A 16,592-nucleotide genomic window follows, 5' to 3' on the forward strand; every position below is an offset into this window, starting at 1 on the left:
GTTTACATCACGCCATATGTGACTGCGGTGGCATCGAGCGCCTCGCGTGCGACTTCGAACATCGTGTCGATTTCGGACCTGGTAATGACGAGCGGCGGCATCAGGCTCATCGTGTCGCCATTGGCGCGGAAGGCGAGGCCACGCTTCAGCGCTTCCGCGCTGCATGCGTCGCCGATATGCGCCTCATAGGGGAAAGATTCGCGCGTCTTCTTGCTCTGTACGATCTCAAGGCCGCCCATCAAGCCCACCGAGCGAACATCGCCGATGAGCGGGTGATCGGCGAAGCCTTCGAGCTTCGAGCGGAAATAGGGCGCGAGCTCCGCACCTGCCGTGTCGACGATGCGCTCTTCCTCAAGAATGCGGATGTTTTCGAGTGCGACCGCGCAGCAGGCGGGGTGGCCCGAATAGGTGAAGCCGTGCGCCCATTCGCCGCCTTTCTCGATCAGCATGTCGGCCACGCGGTTGGACATGGCGCAGGCGGAGAGCGGCAGATAGCCGGAGGTGATGCCCTTGCCGAGCTGCATCAGGTCCGGCGTGATGCCGTAATGACGGGCGCCGAACCATTGGCCTGTGCGGCCGAATCCGCAGACCACTTCGTCGGCGACGAGAAGCACATCGTACTTCTTGCAGATGCGCTGGATTTCCGGCCAATAGGTCATGGGCGGGCAGATCGCACCGCCGGCGCTTTGCGCCGGTTCCGCAAAGAAGGCAGCGACGTTGTCGGCGCCGAGTTCCAGTATCTTTTCCTCAAGCCAACCTGCAGCGACGATTCCGAAGTCGTCCGGGCTCATGTCGGCGCCGTGCCGGTATTGATAAGGCGTCTTGATGTGAACGATGCCGGGCAGGGGGATGTCGCCGCCCGCTGTGTACATGGGCGGAATGCCGGAAAGGCTCGCCGCCATATGCGTGCTGCCGTGATAGGCGAGCTCACGGGCAATGACGATGCGGCGCTGGGGCTGGCCGGCGAGCTCCCAATAGCGGCGAATGGCGCGCATGGCAGTCTCGTTCGCCTCGGAGCCCGACGACTGGAAGAAGATATGGTTGAGTCCTTCCGGCAGCATGCTTGCAAGCTTCTCGGCAAGCGTGACGGCGGCGCGATGCGTCGTCTTGAAGAATGACTGGCAGAACGAGAGTTCGAGCATCTGTTCGGCGGCAGCGTTCACCAGTTCCTTGCGGCCATAGCCGATATTGACGCAGCCCAGGCCGGAAAGCCCGTCGATGATGCGCTTGCCGTCCGTATCCCAGACGTAAATGCCCTCACCCCGCGTGGCGACGCGCGATCCGGTCTGGCGCAGGCCCGCATGATCGGTGAACGGGTGGAGATAATGCGCCCGGTCGAGCACTTGCCAGGCCGATGTTTCCAGGGATTTGTAGGTCAAGATGTCACTCGCGTTCCGCGCGGCAGGATGCCGCCCTTGCGCCCATTGAGCCTTCATCCATGGCGAGGCGCCAGCACGACGACTGGTCTGGGACGGCGCGAAAACATGACTGGCCATGCGCCGCTCAATGCGAAAGCCTGTTGCGGTATTCGCGGGGCGAGACTCCATATTGGCGCCGGAAGCGCCGGCTGAAGTGGGAGAAGTCCTTGAAGCCGCAGCTCAGCGCGATGGTGTTGATCGGCCAGCCGCGCTTCAGCGGATCGGCGAGATCGCGCCTGATCCGATCGAGGCGATGCGTCTGTATCCAGCGTGCGACCTGCTCGTCTTCTGCCTCGAAGAGCTCATAGAGATGGCGAAGCGAGATCTGGTGCGCCTCCGCAATGGAGCGGGGCGTGAGAGTGGGCTGGTCGAGCCTTTCGAGGATATGGGCCTTGATCCGGTCGAGCTGCGACAGGCGATTGACCGTGGCCGAGGCGTCGGTGCCCACGCCAAGCAAGGCTGTGGCGAGAAGATCGAGCGTGTGCTGTTCGAGTCGGGAGGCGATGAAGCCCGGAATGCCCTCTGGCGCGTCGCAAAGTGCCGCTGCGAAATCGTAGAAGAAGCGGCCCGGAATGCCGTCCGCCGAAATGTTGCGGGCGATGAGAGCATCGATATTCGGCACACGGTCGCGTAGCGTCTCTCGCGGCAGCTTCAGGGAAAGCTGCCGGTATGGCCCCTTGAACCGCATCTCATAAGGACGGCGGCTGTCATAGAGAACGAGCGAGCGCGGGCCGGCGGCGACCTCGCGCCCATCCTGACGGAAGGCGCTGGTGCCTTCGATCTGCACATTGATCTCATACCAGCGATCGTCGTCGCTGGTGATCTCACGCTCGCTCCGGGTGACGTCCAGACTCGTGGAGACGATGTTGGCAAGTGTTACCTCGCCGAATTCGAGCCACGAAACGCGGCCGTAGAAGCCCTCATGGCTCGGCCGGCTCAGGCGCGTCGGTGGAAAGAGGCGGTTCGTCGCCTCGTGCCAGTAGGCGAGCCGGTCGCGGGGAGGAACGGTCTCGGTGCAGAGGTTCTGCCAACCGCCGGGCGTTTGTGCCATTCCGTTCTCTCCGCTCCGTCGCCGTCAGGTTGAAAGAATGTCCGCGCCGTCGAAAATGCTTTCCGGCGTGAAGGACGTAGTGATGAGGCCGTCCTCCAGCATGTAACGGATGAACACGTCGAGCATGGCCCGGTTCTTCGCAAACCCGACAGGCCAGTAATCTTTTCCGAGCTTCTCCTCTGTGCCCAGAAGCGCTTCGAGTTGCCAGGGCAGCATGGTGGAGAGAGCCGCGGAATCGAAGAGCTTGGCGCGGGCGACATCCTGCGCGGCGGCGAAAGCGTTGAAGAGCTTGCGCGGCAGCGTGGGGTCGGCCTCGACGAGCGGCCGCTTGATTGCGAGAATATGCATGGGCGGGAAGATGCCCGTCTTATCGAAATAGCCGAGTTCGGCCTCCATGGGATTTTCAAAGAGGCGACCGACATTTGCCGAAGGCCAGGTGCTCGGCGCGCGAGCTGTATAGAGCGCATCGATTTCACCGCTTTCGAGAAGCGCCGCGAGGCTCGCATCGGTGCGATGCTCGATGCTGAACTGCTCGGGATAGAACTGGGGATGCTCGTCGCCCGAACGAGGCGCTTCGAGCCCGCCGCTCACATAGATGGGCGAGGTGCGCGGCAAGCCGAAATGCTCCTCGAAGATGCCGCGCAGCCAGACGGCCGCGGCCATGTCGAAGACCATGAGGCCGATGCGCTTGCCCGCGAGATCGGCCGGCGTCTCTATGCCTTTCGTCTTGTTGATGAAGACGCAGGAAAGACGGAAATGCCGCGACGGGAAGAGCGGCACGGCGACATAGGGTCGCTCAGGCGTCTCCAGTGTGCGGAGATAGGTAGCGATGGGAAATTCGCAGGCGTCGAAGGTGTGATCTTTCAGTTGCTTGTTGAAGAGAGCTTGCACGCCCATCAGCGAAATTTCGGCATCGATACCTTCGAGCGGGACTTCGCCATTCGCCAGCGGACGCGTCCTGTCGCTGTCGCTGACGCCGATCTTCAGTTTTCCTGAGGTCATTCTCGAGCCCTTCGCTCAAACTGTCGGGCGCAGGCGCGCCATCAGGTCATCGAGAAGCTCCGGCAGGGCGAGCGGCGTCGCATTGGCGCCGCCACGCGCATAGACGCCATAGGCATGGGTAAGGTCGACGCCGAGCCGGTCGGCGAGACGCACGACCGCCTCCTTGCACTGTTGGGCGGTGGGCAGACAGGTGATCGCCTTGTCTGCCGGCAGATGATCATTGGCACCGATGAGTTCGAGACGTCTCGTGCCGACCTTGCGCGATGCGGCGACATTGTTGGCCGAGCGCTCGCCCCGCCCGATGACGAAGCTGCGATGTGTGAGGCCGGGCGCGACCCAGGAAACGACATCGTCGTAATTGTGCCCGATACGTGCGACCACGGCAGCGACCGCTTCGGCCATCGCATTGTGCATCACCACATAGGCGCGGCGCTCCTCGTCGCCCCATTTCCAGCGGTTTGCCGAGATGGCGGTCGCCGTCGAGTCGGCGCGCCATGGCGACACGGCGTTACCCCGCTTCTCGAAAAGACCCGGATCGTCATAAGCCGTAGCGGGCGATGGAAGGCCGCGATACTCCGCGATGTGTTCATAGGGCACGACGCCCATGGGCTCGGAAATCACCATGCGGTGAATGAGCAGTCCGTCATCGTCGACGAGAGGCGAGAGGTTCAGAACTTCCTGGGAGAAGGAAGGCTCCAGCCGCGCCTGTAATTCCTGCGGCAGATATTGACGCGCCGTCGGCCGGAAGCCTGAATCAATCAGACGCTGGTTGATGGCCTTATGCTCGGAAGAGAACGGATAGGGCTTGGTCTTTGTGCAGGGCATGAAGAGCAGCACGCGGCGCTTCGCCTTGGGAAGCTTGGGCTCATATTCATTCCGCACGAAATCCAGCCACGCGGAAATGCGCGGGTGCGAGAGCGAGTCGACATTGTCCTGGGGGCTATAGAGACACAACGTCGGATCGAGCTGAAAGGGACTTTCGATCTTCTGCGAGGATTCGAGGAAGCGCTGGGCGCGGTCGGTGATTGTAACCATGGGTACTCTCGAAACGATCAGGCTCCAGGCTGCGGCCCGAAGCGCGTTCAGGAAAACGGTGCCTTCGCGAAATCCGCTATGGCGGTCGCCAATGCGTCAGGGACAGATTTGACGCTTTGGCTGGGTGCAGTATCAGTTCGCCACTCTGTCGCGACGCGTGCCTCGATGGACATTCGGCGAGTTTCCCAAACGCTTACTCTTCTGCCCCAGGGACCGCCGGTATCCGACGCATTTACGCAGCATTCGTCGCGTATTTATGGAGGTCGGCCCGATCCGGTTTTCCGGTCACTCGGAGCGCTGAACACCAAGCAATGCTCATACCAGTTTGAGCGCGGCGCGATCCCGAGGCAGGGATGAAGCGATGATGCAAAACTAGGCAATTGCCGCATCGTTTTCGGGCAAATGATCCTCTTCACAGCGCGAATTCCGTTGGGCAAGGCCAAGTGCCGCTTCAAAGGAGCGGCGGATCAAGGCGGTGTCGATCTCGCGCGCAATCACCACGATTTCGGCGCCGGCACTTTCCGCGAGCGCGCTTATATGTTCCGGCATATGCACGACATGGCGCACGGACTGAATGACGACGGGACCATGCTGCTCCTCGCCTGCGATTGTCATTGTTCCCTTCATGCGGAGAATCTTGTGTCCGTGCCGATGGAGCAGGAGAGACAGCCAGCTCGCAAAGACAGCCCAGTCGACGGGCGCAGGCCAGCGCAGAGTCGTGGAGCCGATGCCGTGCCGATGCTCGTGATGCGGCGGCGCGGGCAGCGTTCGCTCACCAGTCGTTTGGTGTATTTCGAGATTGAAGGGATTGATATCGTCGTGCGGACTGCATTCATGCGTCCGGGCGATCGGGTTGATCGCGCCCACCGCCGCTATGAGGGCCGATGTCTCGTCTTCATCGGCCATGTCGGCCTTGGTGAAGAGCAGGATATCGGCGGCGACGATCTGTGCGGCGGCTTCGGGATGCTCCGCCAATGTGGCCGTTGCATGGCAGAGATCGACAAGCGTCACAACGCGCCCCAGTCTGAGGCGCGGGCGCAGCATGGGGTCGGCGATGAGGGTTGCCAGCAGCGAGCCGGGATCGGCAATGCCCGATGTTTCGACGAGGATGCGCGTGAAGCGTGGAACGGCTCCGGCCGCGCGTCTTTCGAGAAGTTGCAGCAGCGACGAACGCGCATCGCCATCAGTCGCGCAGCAGAGACATCCGTCCGCGAAGGTTCCGGCCTTGATGCCAGAAATTCCCATCAAGGTCTGATCGACGGGAAGGTCGGCATATTCGTTGACCAGAACGGCAGTGTCCGCCAACGCACCCGCTTCGGCGAGACGTCGCACCAGCGACGTCTTTCCCGCGCCGAGAAAGCCGGTCAGGACATCGACGGTGAGCGCCACTTCACTGGTCATTTGTCCAGCATTCCCTCCAGGTGCGAAAGGAATGTCTCGTCGAGTGGATCCGGCATGACGCGACCGAGCCGATCGACCGCGCGCCAGATGCCGGCGAGGTCAGTCGCCAGCTCGCGCTTGCCGGTCGGTCCAGTAAGCTGGAACCGGTCACGCCATGCCGTCAGGCGCACACCTGCGGGCGCGGCAAGTTCGCCTGCGGTGCGCGCGATGCGAAGCCGCACCGCCCCCTGTCGCGCCGCCGTGAGCGGGCCGGCACTCCAGTGTCTGTGTTCAGTGAAAGATCCGCAGAAGCCGCACATGGTTCAGGGCCGCGGACCTTGCGTGCCACGCGGATAGCGCACGAGAAAATCGCGGGCGATCTCTTCGAAGGTGACGAAGCGCACGCCGGGGTGGCTCGCCATATGACTGAAGAAGCGCTCGTGCATGGAGAGAACCTGCGGCCGGCCCGATACGTCCGGATGGATCGTGATGGTGAAGGCCGCGTAGTCATATTCGCGATAAACCCAATCGAACTGGTCGCGCCACAACTCCTCGATATCGCGCGGATTGACAAAGCCGTGGCTGTTCGGCGAGGCCTTCATGAACATCATGGGCGGCAGGTCGTCGATGTACCAGGAGGCCGGAATTTCGACGAGATCCGTTTCCGTGCCCCGGTTCATCGGCTTCATCCAGGTTTCGGCCGGCTTGCCGTAGTCGATCTTCGACCAGCTCTCGCCCTTGCGGGCGTAATAGGGGAAGAAGTCGTTATGCATCAGGCTGTGGTCGTAAAGGATGCCGCGTTCGAGGAGCAGATCGATCGTGCCCGCGCTGAACTCCCACCACGGCGCGACATAGCCGACGGGCGGGCGGCCTTGCAGCTTCGTGATGAGTTCGATGGATTTGTCGATGACGGCGGCCTCCTGATCGGGCGTCATCATCAGCGGGTTTTCATGCGAGTAGCCATGCATGCCGATCTCGTGGCCTGCCGCGGCGACGGCCTTCATTTCGTCGGGAAAGGTTTCGATCGAATGACCCGGCGCAAACCACGTCGTCTCGATGCCGAAGCGGTCGAACATGCGCAGCAGACGCGGAATGCCGACCTCGCCGGCAAAGACGCCGCGCGAGATGTCGCAAGGGCTGTCCTCGCCGCCGTAGGAGCCAAGCCAGCCAGCGACCGCATCGACGTCGATGCCGTAAGCGACCAGAATTTCCTTCGTCATCAGACTTTCTCCTCAATGCTTGAGTTGGCGATGGAATGAACGAGAGCGGCAACATTCCCGACCGTCGATTGGCCCATGATCAGCGCAAGAAGGAGCCTTGCCTTCGGTCCACTGAGATCGCCTGCGAAAATGGCGCCTGCCTTTTCGAGATCCGCTCCTCCGCCCTGTCCGTAGATCGGCTCGACGCGGCCTTCGGGCGACCGCGATATGACGAGAACGGGAACACCGCGCGTGCTGAGCTGCTGGACGATGGCAACGATATTCGGTGTGGCGTTGCCGCGGCCGGTCGCGGCGAGAACGATGCCGTGCGCGCCCGCATCGGCGCTGAGTTTCAGAAGCCGGTCATCGCCGCCAAGCGTCAGTGTGACGAGGTCGATGGGGAGGGCGAGCTTCGGCTCGGAAAAGCGCTTGAATTGCGCCGGGCGCCGCGTGATGCGAACGACGCTGCGATCGACGGCACCGATTGGACCATTTGACGACGCGAAGGCATGCCGCCGCGAACTATGGCGCTTTGTTGCGTCCCTCGCGGGAAGAATGTCGCCATCGAAGGCGATGAGAACGCCGAGGCCGATTGCGGCTCCCGATGTCGCGACGCGGATTGCATCGGCAAGGTTGCGAGGCCCGTCACGGTCGGGCTCATCGGCTGAAGCCTGAGCCCCGGTGAAGACGACGGGCTTGCCCGGTTCGAGCAGGAGGTCGGCAAGGAAAGCGGTTTCTTCCAATGTGTCGGTGCCGTGGGTGACGACGACACCCATTATGTCCGAACGGGCTCGCGCTTCTGAAATGGCGCGTATGATGCCGAGCGCTTCGTCGAGCGTGAGAGCGTAGCTATTGCGCGCAAGGATGCTCCGGCCTTCAATCGGCGGAAGGTTGCTCGCGGGCAATCCGGCAAGCAGGGCCTCCGCATCGAGTGTCGCGTGGACGGTCCCGACCGTCCGGTCATAGGTCGATGCAATCGTGCCGCCCGTGGTGAGCACGGCGACTCTGGCGGGAGCGGAGGCGCGGCTCGGCATGGGTCAGTGACCGGCAAGAATTTTACCCCAGCCGGGGACGCGCAGATCCAGGCCCGTCATGAGGCAGGCTTCGCGAAATGTGATGGCGATCGAGTCGACGATTGGGACGCCGAGTTCGGTTTCCATCTCATCCACGATTTCGGTCGCGTTGAAATTCGTGCAGACGACGGCGATACAATCCGGTTCGCTCCGTGCCGCTTCGCGCAGGAGCTTGCGGATCGGCTCCGCGTCGGTTCCGCCGATCTGTATGTTCTCGCGCAGGCCAAGGCTCGCCGCACCCACCACGTCGAAGCCTTGCCTTGCATATTCAACGCCGATTTGTTCCGTGATGTCCGGTGTGTAGGGAACGGCGAGCGCAATCCGGCGCCAATTGTTTTCACGAAAAGTCTTGTAGAAGGCGATAGTTGTCGTCGAGGCGGCAATGCCCGTCTCGCGCGTGATGGCCTCGCAAAGTCGGAGATCGTTCTCGAGCCCACGCCAGCTCGCCGATGTGCCGTTCCAGAGTATTGCATCGAGCGGCGCGTCCGCCAGAAGACGCGCGGCGGCAAGCATCGGCTCCGGCTGGAATTGCGCCTCCGACGAGCCGCTGAGGGCGAGATGCGTCACCGTCATGCGTGAGAAGTGATGCGTCATCCGATGCTTCAGAGGTTCGTTCATTGCATAGGTGAGGGGTTCGAGCGCCGTATTCGACGATGGTGTGATATGGCCGATGCGGATCGTCATTTATGCAATGCCTGAAATGGTGTGTTGAGGAAGACCGGCAGAAAGGCGTCCCTGATAGAAAACGAGCGGGGCACCTTCCCGGGAATTGAGCCCGACGACTTCTCCCACGAGGATGCGGTGATCGCCCGCGTCGTAGATATGACGCGTGCGGCATTCGAGATGCGCCAGCGCTTCGGCGATAAGCGGCAAGCCGAATTCGGAAGGTCTCATTTCATGGCCCTCGAACAGGTCGTCGGCACCTGTCGCAAAATGCTGTGCCAGCGGCATCTGCTCGGCCGAGAGTATGTTGATGGCAAAGCTGCCGGCCTCTTCGAAAACAGGCCGCGCGCGCGACATATCGCGGAGGCTCCAGAGCACGAGCGGGGGCTCCAGCGACACGGAAGCGAAGGAATTGATCGTCATCCCGACACGCACTTCGCCGAGACGTGCAGTCACCACGGCGACGCCGGTGGCGAAGAGCGAGCAGGCGTGGCGGAACTCCTGAGCGCCGATTGTGGGGGAGATGACGGTCATGTGATCTTCTCACGCGGATTTACAAAACGTTCGATGTCGAGCGGCTCTTCGGACGCCTTGTCGACGAAAGCGACGACATGAGGTTCGAGCCTCGCTGCGAGAGGGCGCGCATCGGCGAGTTTTGCCGAGAGCCGCAATACGGTGTCGCGCACACGCTCGCGCAGGCCGGACGTGTCGATGGCGGTGAAGCGGCCATTGGAAAGGACCATGCGGCCGTTCGCCATGACCTCGCGGACCGATGCGGAGTCGGCGGCGGTGACGATCTGGTTGATGGGATCGGTGAGGGGAACGAAGTCGAGATGGTCGAGATCGAAGAAGACCAGATCGGCGTCCGCGCCCGCTTCCATTCGGCCTGCATGCTTGAAGCCCGCGAGATCGGCGCCGCCCCTCGTCGCAAGCCTCAACGTCTCGGCGGCCCCGAGCCACTTGTCACGCGGGCCGGAAAATCCGCGCGAAGCGTAAGAGGCAAGGCGCATGGCTTGCAGCATGCTCATGGCATCGGAGGAATTTGCGCCATCCGTCGCGAGCCCGACATTGATGCCCCGGTCGAGCATTGCGCGGACATAGGCCATGCCTGAGCCAAGACGAAAATTGCTGGCCGGGATATGTGCAACGGAGCATTGATGCTCGGCGAGGATATCGAGATCGTCGTGCTTGAGCCAGACGCCGTGAGCGGCAACGAAGCCAGGGCGCAGGACGCCACGGTCGGCGAGATAGCGCACGGGAGAGACGCCCCAGAGCTTTCGCGCCGTGGTCGCTTGCAGCCGCGATTCTGCAATATGCATGTGAATCGGCAGGTCGTAGCGCTCGGCAAGATCGATGCAGCGCGCGAGAAAATCTTCCGAACAGTGATGGGGGATGGTTGGAGCGATGGCGAGGTCGATCCCGTCGGGCAAGTCGTCGCGGGCCGCGGCTATTTCCTCGATGGCTGCAATCGTGGCGTCGGCGCTGCCGAGATCGAACTGACTGACAGTCTTGCGGAGATCCTCAGGGAGCGAGTCAAGCAGGCCAGGAATGGCGGTGAAGAGTGTCTTGTCCGCGACCATGGGGGCGAGAACCGCCTTCATCCCGGCGTCGGCATAGGCGCGCGCAACGGCGGCGAACCCGGCCTTTGTCGGCAGCGGAAATTCATAGACGAGGTCGAAGCAGGACACACACCCCTTGGACAGCATGTCGAGCGCGCCGAGCAGGGCGGAGAGATAGATCGTCTCGGTGTCGCGCGCGCCAGCGAGCCATGGCCCATTGGTGAGCGAAGCTTCGAGCGTCCAGCGGTCCGCAATACCTTTGACGAGGTTCGAGTGGCCATGCGTATGCGCATTGACGAAGGCCGGAAGGATCAGCCGGTTCGAGGCACCGTGAATTCTGGCGCGCGGTTCCGCTATGCTTCCCGGCGCTCCCAAGGCAACGATCCGCGTGCCTTCGATCAGAATATCGCGCGGTTCCACAATGGCCGATGCCGGATCGGCGACGAGACCACCACGGATGAGAAGTTGCGCGGCGCTCATGGCGTCACCGGAGGATGTTCGGCCATCCAGTGCTGCGCGATCTCGGAACGTCCGGCGATCCACACATCGTCATGTGTGGCGACAAGATCGAGAAAGCGGCTGATGCCCTCGAAACGCGCGGGCTGGCCCGAGATGCGGCTGTGCAGGCTCACGGTCATCATGCCAGGGCTGCGGGCACCCTCGGCGTGGAGGACGCGGAAGGCGCTGGCGAGGTGTTCGTAGAATTCGGCGCCGGTCGCGAGCTTGGCTGTGGCGAGCCGGTTGTCGTTATTCGTGAAGCTGTGCGGAACGACGAGGTGAGCCTTGCCCGCGACATCGACCCAGTAGGGCAGATCGTCGGCGTAGGAATCCGCGTCGTAGAGAAATCCGCCATGCTCGACGATTAGCGCACGGGTGCGCTCGCTCGGCGAATAGCGGCTTTGCCAGCCGAGAGGTGCGCGGCCCAGCGTCTGCTGCAGGCTCTGAACGGCTTTGGCGATGGCGTTGCGTTCCTCATCCTCGTTCATGTTGAACTGACGGAGGAAACGGTCGCCGTGGCAGCAGAGGTCGAACTTGCCTTCGCGGATTGCTCTTGCGATTTCAGAATTGCGTACCAAGGCTTGCGCACAGGCATTGATGGTGAGCGGGAGCCCGCGTTCGACGAAAAGGTCGTGGAGGCGCCAGAAGCCGACGCGAGAGCCATATTCGAACAGCGTCTCGGCAACGAAATCGCGCTTGCCTGCAGGCACCTCGCCGAAAATGCCGTCTGTCAGGGCGATCTCCGTCGCGGCGTCGCCATCGGGCAGGGAAGGTTCGGCGCCTTCCTCCACATTGAGGACGATGACGAGCGCCATGCGCGCGCCGCCCGGCCAGCGTGGGTCTGGTCGGTTGCGGCCATAGCCTGTGAAGTCGCGTTGTCCGTTGGGTGTTGGCCTCATGCCATTCCATCCAGTGAACCGAGGCTCTCGGCAAAGGCAAGAAGCCGTTCTTCGCCGCGCGGTCCTGCGATGAGAGAAAGACCGATGGGACATCCGTCGAATGTCGTCGCAGGGATGTTGATCTGCGGTAATCGCGTCAGGCTTGCGACGCAGGTGAGCGCGAGCGTCTTCTCGCGGAACTCGACCTGTGCGGAAACGGGTGCGTCGCGGAGTGGAGGCAGGTCATGCGCCGTCGGAATGACGATGAAGCCGTCATCGCCGAGAAGGTCGATAAGGCGTGTGGTCAGCGCCTCACGCTTGAGGACGGCGGCGGCGACGGCCTCCGGCTTGATGGTCGATGAAAGCGCGATGCGCTCGGCGACGGCCTGGCTCAGGTTCCGCCCCGGCGCCGTGCCCCATTGGCCGAGCGTCGACCAGAGGTCGTGGAGTTGGAGAGGGCGGAACGTGTCGAGCCAATGGTCAATGCCTTCCTGAAAGAGCGTGATCTCGCTCGTTGCGCCGAGCGTCTTCGCGAAGGGCAGGAGCGCCGCGCCGATACCACGCACGGGAATGTCGAATGCGTCGCGGGCCAACAGCAGGCGCGGAGCCGAATACTTGCACACCGGGCCAAGGTAGACCTCGCTCACGCGGCGGAGCATGGCGGCGTCGCGAGCGAGCCAGCCCACCGTGTCGAAACTCGGCGCCATGGCCATGACGCCTGCGACCGAGACGCGGCCAAAGGTCGTGCGAAGACCATAAAGGCCGCAGAAGCTCGCCGGCACGCGGATTGAGCCGCCCGTGTCCGTGCCGAGTGCGAAGTCGCAGAGGCCCGCGGCGACAGCGGATGCCGACCCGCTGGACGAGCCGCCGGGCGCGCGGTTGGGCACCTTGGGATTAATCGGCGTCCCGAAATGCGGGTTCATACCGAACATGCCGCAGGCGACTTCATCCGTGTGCGTCTTGCCGATGAGGCGTGCGCCTGCGGCGAGCGCCACTACAACCGAGGGAGCGGTCGCGACCGCAGGAGCACTATCGCGCAATCGGTCCGGATTGCCGCAGGCGGTCTTGTACCCCGCGACATCGAAAAGATCCTTCACCGCGAAGTCGAGGCCGGCAAGCGGGCCGGTCTCGGAAATGCGAAGCGAAGTGGGCCCATGCTCGACAAAGGCGAGCCGCCGGATCTCATCCGGCGAGACTGTTACCGATCCGTGCATCGACGCTTACTCCGCTGCGGAGCGCGAAGATCCAGCGGAAGGCAGGTCGTAGGAATTCATGAACTCGTCCACGAATCCCTTGACGCCATCCCAGTCGAAGAAGCGGAAGGAGTTTCCGCGCGTGACGAAGGTCGGGCCCGAATAGAACATCTCGTATTGCAGATGGCGCGAGCCGAATTCCGAGCCGATCGCGTCCCATGCAAGCTTCATCAGCTTCACGCGGCCTTCCGACGTGGTGCTGACCGAGCGCTGCGTCTTCTGGATGATGGCGTTGGTTTCCGGCGTGTCGAAATCGGCATAGGAGGACGGCACCATGATGAGGCCGCCGCCGGCGAGGGTGCGGATCGCCTCAACGACTTCCGGATAGGTGTTCTGCGCGACCACCTGCGCGGTGCAGAGGATGCTGCGGTTCGGCACGTAATAGCCGTGATAGCTCTCGCCCGAGGCTTCCATCGCGATGACGAGGGCCTCGATATTGTTGACCTTGGCCGCCAGCAGGCCGAGCGTCTCGCGCACCTGCGGATAGTTGATGATGTTGTTGATTTCCGCGATCTTGCGCGCAAGGCCCAGCAGGAACTGCAGCTTCACCATCAGGCGGATCATGCACTGATAGTTCTGGAAGACATGCGTGCGCGTGTCGTGCCACTGCGCCTGCGCCATCTTCAGATCCTTGTGGACGAAGACGCGGTCCCACGGAATCTTTACATCGTCGAAATAGATGACGGCGTCGTTCTCGTCGAACTGGGCGGAGAGCGGATAGTCGAAGGTCGATGTCGCGTTCTGCTCATAGCTGCGACGCGACATCAGCGTCAGGCCCTTGGCGCCGATGGGAACGGCCGCCGTGAAGGCATATGCCTCGTCGCCCGCCTGCAACGCCTGGAAACCCGATACCAGAACCTCGTTCGCCATGATGCCGCTGGTCGCGAGCATCTTCGCGCCGCGAATGGTGATGCCGGTGGAGTCCTCATCCACAACCGACGCGACGAGATGCGGATCGGGCTGGCCGCTGGCGGATTTCGCCTTGTCGGACTGCGGGTTGATGATGACGTAGGAGAGGTAGAGGTCGTTGTCGCGGGCATATTCGTAATAGCCCTCGACCGCGCGGGCGCGCGCCGGGTTGTTCTCGTGGAAGACGTGCAGCCCCATGCGGAAGCCGGCCATGGTCGAGGCGACGTGATCGGGCGAGCGGCCGACCATGCCGCAGGTCATGCGAGACCATTTCACCAGCGCCTCGCGGCGTTCGACCAGTTCACGGTGATTGCGGGGCAGTTGCCAGGCGCGGCTCACCTGATCGCCGGTCTTGGGCGAGGTGAAGGTCATCGCGTCGATATTCTGGGGCGCCGCCTGAAAATCGTAGAATCTGCCGGAGGTGGCAACGGCATGGGCGAAAGCGGGGTCTGTTGTCACATCCGCGACGCGCCGTCCATCGATGAAGATGGTCCGTCCGTCCTTGAGGCTGTCAATGTGGCGCTTGCTGTCTTTTACCATGGCGGGTCCGCTTTCTGAGCTGGAGACCGACGCCAGGCTTCATGCCCTTTGCAAATCGGAAGAGAGGCCGTTTGAAAGAAAAAGGGTATGTCCGAAGAACTCGGAATGACGCATCTCCCATTTTCGGGTCCGATGCTGCATTGCAACAAGACTAGCGGCGGCGGCGGGCGGGCGTCAAGAGGTCAGTTCGGATTTTGCTCCGGAACTTGAAAATATATCAACTATCGCTAATATAAGTCTCACTAGAGGCGCGCCGTCGGCGGGCAACGGCGGATTTTTCGAGCATGGCCATGGCGGCGGATATCAGGGATCTGGAGGCAAGCGCGGCCGAGGCGAGCAAGCTTCTCGGCGCGCTGGCCAATGAAAGACGTCTGCTGATCCTTTGCCAGATCGCGGACCGGGAAATTTCCGTTGGCGAACTCCAGGAACTTGTCGGCATCAGCCAGTCGGCCCTCTCCCAGCATCTCGCCTTGTTGCGCGAACTGGGGCTGGTCGCCACCCGGCGTGAAGCCCAGACGATCTACTACAAGCTCGCGAGTCCGGCGGCTCAGCGTGTCATTGAAACACTGGCCGACATCTATTGTCCGCCCGCGAAGTCCAGAAGTGCAAAGAGGAAAGTCTGATGTCGCTGAAACCTGTCGATGCGGCCACCGTCAAATCGTGGCTCGACGCGGGCGATGCCGTGCTTGTCGATATCCGTGAGCGTAACGAGCATGCGGCCGAGCATATTGCCGGCGCCCATCTCGTGCCCCTGTCGGAACTCGGCCAGCATGACCTGAAGGCGCTGGGCAAGCGTCAGGTCGTGTTTCACTGCAAGGGCGGCATGCGCACGACGACGAATGCCGGCAAGCTCGCGGCCGCCTGCGAGGGCGAGCTCTTCGAGCTTACGGGCGGTATCGAAGGCTGGAAAAAGGCCGGCCTGCCCGTCAAGCACGGCTGATCGCGTCAGAGCTTCTTCAGAACATCCGCAACCTGGCCGATGACGTCCGGCTCCATATGCGCGAATAGCGGCATGCGGAGCAGGCCGTCGCCTGCGTGTTCGGCGACCTGCATGTCGCTGCCCGTGCGGCCGAAACGCTTGCCGGCGGGTGAGTTGTGCAACGGTGCGAAGTGCGCTGATGCCGTGATGCCTTCGGCCAGGAGCAGATCCCGTGCCTTGGCGCGAAGATCGCCGCTCTCAAAAACCAGCCAGTAGATATGGCCGTTGTGGCGGCAGGCATTCGGCACGACCGCGCGCCGTGCGAGGCCACGCGCCTCGAGCGGTGCGAGCGCCGAATGATAGGACTCCCACAAGGCTATGCGTCGCTCGTTGATCGAGTCGGCTTCTTCAAGCTGCGCGAGCAGCAGAGCGGCCACGATCTCGCTGGGCAGGAAGGATGAGCCGAGATCGACCCATGTATATTTGTCGATCTCGCCACGGAAGAACTGGGCGCGGTTTGTGCCCTTTTCGCGCACGATTTCGGCGCGCAGCCGATAGGCGGGATCGTTGACCAGCAACGCGCCGCCTTCGCCGGCGATGACATTCTTGCTGGCGTGGAAGCTCAGCGCGGCGAGCGCGCCCAGCGTTCCAAGCGGCTTTCCCTTGTAGGTCGCGCCATAGCCCTGCGCGGCATCCTCCACCACGATGAGGTCATGCTTCTTCGCGATGGCGAGGATCGTATCCATCTCGCAGGAAATGCCCGCGTAATGTACCGGCATGATGGCGCGGGTTTTCGGCGTGATGGCGGCTTCGATGAGCGCTTCATTGAGATTGAGCGTATCGGCGCGAATATCGACGAAGATCGGGACGCCGCCGCGCAGCGCGATGGCGTTGGCCGAACTCACGAAGGTGTAGGTCGGGATGATGACTTCGTCGCCCGGCTGGATTTCGAGCAACAGGCCGATCATGTCGAGCGCGCCGGTGCCCGAATGGGTGAGCAGCGCCTTGTGGGTGCCGGTCTTCTCCTCGATGACCGCATGGCAGGCCTTGGTGAACCTGCCGTCGCCCGCGAGTTGCTTCGCCGAGAGAACTTCATCCAGATATTGCCTCTCGCGGCCCGCAAGAGTCGGCTCGTAATAGGGAACGGTCATTTTTGTCTGCCAGGGCGGGGTGGGTTAAAGGGGCGGCGGCGCGGGTGTCCGGGCCCCGAGTCGG

General features: G+C 62.6%; 17 protein-coding genes. 2 read left to right on the forward strand and 15 right to left on the reverse strand.

What is annotated here, in order from left to right:
* Positions 1-2: 2 nt before the first annotated feature.
* The 14 genes from ABFC66_RS14925 to ABFC66_RS14990 form a co-directional block, all read right to left on the reverse strand.
* The gene (locus ABFC66_RS14925) at positions 3-1,379 is read right to left on the reverse strand and encodes an aminotransferase (protein WP_346741760.1); all 1,377 of its coding nucleotides are present in this window, start codon (positions 1,377-1,379) and stop codon (positions 3-5) included.
* Between the two features lie 124 nt (positions 1,380-1,503).
* Positions 1,504-2,469 (reverse strand): helix-turn-helix domain-containing protein, encoded by a 966-nt coding sequence (locus ABFC66_RS14930; protein WP_346741761.1) that lies wholly within the window; start codon positions 2,467-2,469, stop codon positions 1,504-1,506.
* Positions 2,470-2,493: 24 nt separating this feature from the next.
* Positions 2,494-3,471, reverse strand: a complete 978-nt coding sequence (locus tag ABFC66_RS14935; protein WP_346741762.1) for a hypothetical protein — start codon at positions 3,469-3,471, stop codon at positions 2,494-2,496.
* A gap of 15 nt (positions 3,472-3,486) precedes the next feature.
* Complete coding sequence (locus tag ABFC66_RS14940) at positions 3,487-4,506, reverse strand: hypothetical protein (RefSeq protein WP_346741763.1); 1,020 nt, start codon at positions 4,504-4,506, stop codon at positions 3,487-3,489.
* A 372-nt stretch (positions 4,507-4,878) separates the two neighbouring features.
* Positions 4,879-5,907 carry a GTP-binding protein gene (locus tag ABFC66_RS14945; protein ID WP_346741764.1) on the reverse strand — a complete coding sequence of 343 codons (1,029 nt, stop codon included), beginning with the start codon at positions 5,905-5,907 and terminating at the stop codon, positions 4,879-4,881.
* Positions 5,904-6,128, reverse strand: coding sequence for a hypothetical protein (locus tag ABFC66_RS14950; RefSeq protein ID WP_346741765.1), 225 nt, complete (start codon positions 6,126-6,128; stop codon positions 5,904-5,906). Before ABFC66_RS14950 ends, ABFC66_RS14945 begins: the two co-directional genes overlap by 4 nt.
* An 81-nt stretch (positions 6,129-6,209) precedes the next feature.
* A complete protein-coding gene (locus ABFC66_RS14955; protein ID WP_346741766.1) occupies positions 6,210-7,106 on the reverse strand; it encodes a polysaccharide deacetylase in 897 nt (298 codons plus the stop codon).
* Positions 7,106-8,119, reverse strand: coding sequence for an asparaginase (locus ABFC66_RS14960; protein ID WP_346741767.1), 1,014 nt, complete (start codon positions 8,117-8,119; stop codon positions 7,106-7,108). The genes ABFC66_RS14955 and ABFC66_RS14960 overlap by 1 nt, the downstream gene beginning before the upstream one ends.
* A 3-nt stretch (positions 8,120-8,122) precedes the next feature.
* The gene (locus tag ABFC66_RS14965; protein ID WP_346741768.1) at positions 8,123-8,842 is read right to left on the reverse strand and encodes an Asp/Glu/hydantoin racemase; all 720 of its coding nucleotides are present in this window, start codon (positions 8,840-8,842) and stop codon (positions 8,123-8,125) included.
* Positions 8,843-9,355 (reverse strand): flavin reductase family protein, encoded by a 513-nt coding sequence (locus ABFC66_RS14970; RefSeq protein ID WP_346741769.1) that lies wholly within the window; start codon positions 9,353-9,355, stop codon positions 8,843-8,845.
* Complete coding sequence (locus ABFC66_RS14975; protein ID WP_346741770.1) at positions 9,352-10,860, reverse strand: amidohydrolase family protein; 1,509 nt, start codon at positions 10,858-10,860, stop codon at positions 9,352-9,354. The genes ABFC66_RS14970 and ABFC66_RS14975 overlap by 4 nt, the downstream gene beginning before the upstream one ends.
* A complete protein-coding gene (locus ABFC66_RS14980) occupies positions 10,857-11,777 on the reverse strand; it encodes a polysaccharide deacetylase family protein (protein WP_346741771.1) in 921 nt (306 codons plus the stop codon). The genes ABFC66_RS14975 and ABFC66_RS14980 overlap by 4 nt, the downstream gene beginning before the upstream one ends.
* Positions 11,774-12,970, reverse strand: a complete 1,197-nt coding sequence (locus ABFC66_RS14985) for an amidase (protein WP_346741772.1) — start codon at positions 12,968-12,970, stop codon at positions 11,774-11,776. Before ABFC66_RS14985 ends, ABFC66_RS14980 begins: the two co-directional genes overlap by 4 nt.
* Positions 12,971-12,976: 6 nt before the next feature.
* Positions 12,977-14,458 (reverse strand): 4-hydroxyphenylacetate 3-hydroxylase N-terminal domain-containing protein, encoded by a 1,482-nt coding sequence (locus ABFC66_RS14990; protein ID WP_346741773.1) that lies wholly within the window; start codon positions 14,456-14,458, stop codon positions 12,977-12,979.
* 284 nt (positions 14,459-14,742) lie between these two features.
* Here ABFC66_RS14990 and ABFC66_RS14995 point away from each other — a divergent pair, with 284 nt between their 5' ends.
* Together ABFC66_RS14995 and ABFC66_RS15000 are read left to right on the forward strand one after the other, a co-directional pair.
* A complete protein-coding gene (locus ABFC66_RS14995) occupies positions 14,743-15,081 on the forward strand; it encodes a metalloregulator ArsR/SmtB family transcription factor (protein WP_346741774.1) in 339 nt (112 codons plus the stop codon).
* Positions 15,081-15,398 carry a rhodanese-like domain-containing protein gene (locus ABFC66_RS15000; protein WP_346741775.1) on the forward strand — a complete coding sequence of 106 codons (318 nt, stop codon included), beginning with the start codon at positions 15,081-15,083 and terminating at the stop codon, positions 15,396-15,398. The genes ABFC66_RS14995 and ABFC66_RS15000 overlap by 1 nt, the downstream gene beginning before the upstream one ends.
* Before the next feature lie 5 nt (positions 15,399-15,403).
* Here ABFC66_RS15000 and rffA read toward each other — a convergent pair whose 3' ends face one another.
* On the reverse strand, positions 15,404-16,528 hold the full coding sequence (rffA, locus tag ABFC66_RS15005; RefSeq protein ID WP_346741776.1) for a dTDP-4-amino-4,6-dideoxygalactose transaminase: 1,125 nt from the start codon (positions 16,526-16,528) through the stop codon (positions 15,404-15,406).
* Between the last annotated feature and the right edge of the window lie 64 nt (positions 16,529-16,592).

Origin of the sequence: Parvibaculum sp. (genome assembly GCF_039680535.1) — a bacterium.
Lineage (GTDB): Bacteria > Pseudomonadota > Alphaproteobacteria > Parvibaculales > Parvibaculaceae > Parvibaculum.